This is a genomic window from Salipiger sp. (assembly GCF_059781815.1).
The window spans coordinates 1-1713 of record NZ_JBYNAH010000006.1; the positions used below are offsets into that span (position 1 = coordinate 1).

At 73.3% G+C, this 1713-nt stretch carries 2 protein-coding genes; both read right to left on the bottom strand.

The features are described from left to right. Nucleotides 1-764 (bottom strand): AAA family ATPase (locus tag AC6RA4_RS01270; RefSeq protein ID WP_500156613.1); only part of this gene is annotated, 764 nt, incomplete at its 3' end. After that, a partial coding sequence (locus AC6RA4_RS01275; protein ID WP_500156615.1) for a metallophosphoesterase family protein occupies nucleotides 761-1713 on the bottom strand: 953 nt, incomplete at its 5' end. The genes AC6RA4_RS01270 and AC6RA4_RS01275, both read right to left, overlap by 4 nt.

The window sequence follows — 1713 nt, forward strand, 5'->3', positions numbered from 1 at the left end:
AGGCGGTCGCGGCGGGCCTCGGCCGCGTCAGGGGCGGTCAACTCGGCCAGCGTGCGGCGGGCACGGTTGCGCGCCGCCAGCGCGCCGTGCAGCTCCTGCGTCAGCCCAGCGAGCCGGTCACGCTCGGCGGTGAGCGCCTCGACCCGGTCCTGCGCCGCCTTCCACGGCCCGCCGGTCTTCGGCCGGCCGGTGCCGGTGGCGTAGAGCCCCAGCTCTTCGCGGCAGCGCCGAAGCGCCGCGTCCATGCGCCGCCCGCCGGTCATCGCCTCGACCTCTTCGCTCACCGAGGAGAGCAGGTCGCGCCGCGCCTCGAGCGCCGCGTCCTTTTCCTTCTTCGAACCGTCGGTCAGCGCGGTGAGGCCCTGCCGGACCCAGATCAGCCCCGAGGGCCCGCCGGCATCCTGCCCGAGCGCGCGGGCGATCCAGTCCTCGGCCGCATCGGCCTGCGCGATCAGCCGCCCGTCGCGATGCACCGTGGCGGAGGGCTTCTGCAGCCAGCGCTTGGCGACGGTGAAGCGGCCCTCGGATAGCTCGAGCTCGACACGGATCTCGGGGGCGCCGCCGGCATGGGCGCGCAGCGCCTTGGTCTCCTTGTCGGCGCTGCCATGGGGCTTGAAGAACAGCGCCTGCAGCGCGTCGAACAGCGTCGACTTGCCGGACTCGTTGGGCTCGCTCAGAACGTTGAGCCCGTCGCCGATGCCGTCGATACGGACCGGCGAGGTGAACTGGCGAACATTGTGCAGCTCGATGGCGCGCAGCTTCATTCCGCGCCCTCCCGCACATAGGCATAGAGCCGGGCCAGCGCATCGGCGGCGGCGGCGCGCTCCTCGGGGGCGAGGCTCTCGGCCTCGGCGTCGGTCCTCAGCGCCTCGGCGGCGATGCGCAGGGCGCCGCCGCCGTGGTCGATCTGGTCGAGATCGGCGGCATCGTATTGCGTGCCGAGCGCCTCGGCGCGGAGCTCGAAATGGGCAAACTCCGGGCCGGTGCGGGCGATGGCGTCGTCAAGCTGCGCGCGGTCGGCGAGCGCCGCCCAGCCCGAGGCCACCACACGCACCAGCACATCGCGCCGTCCTGAGGTGGGGAGTGCCGCGGCAAGGGCGGCGGCGGCGTCCTGGCGGGGGTGCAGGGGCAGCGGGATCTCGGTCCAGAGGAACTGGCCGGTCTCGATCTCCTCGACCTGCGGCGGCTCGCCGAGGGCGGTGAGCGTCACGCAGAGGCAGACCCCGCGGGTGCCGTGCTTGAAGCGGTCCTGCTCGGGGCTGCCGGGATAATGCACGCGGGGCGAGACGGCCATGTGGCCGTGCCAGTCGCCAAGCGCGAGATAGTCGAGCCGGGCGCTGCGGTCGCGGTCGGGGGCGATGACCTCGCCGCTTTCGGTGAAATCGGTGACGCCGCCATGGGCGAGCCCGATGCGGAGTTGGCCTTCGGGGCTCGGCATGCCGACCAGCGCCTCGGTGGGATCGCTTCCGCCGGCTCGGTAGGCGACGGGGCAGGGCAGCAGAGTGGCCTCGGCGCCAAGGGCGACGGGCGCCGCCTCGGTCAGCGGGCGGACATTCGCAGGCGCGGTCTCGCGGATCGTCTCCCAGAGCGGCTCGGCATCGCGCAGGTTGTCGTGGTTGCCGGGCAGCAGCCACCAGGTGACGTGCTCGGCCTCGCCCATGGCGGCGAGCGCCTGACGCAGGGGCGAGTCGCTTCGTCGAAGAAGGTCCACGC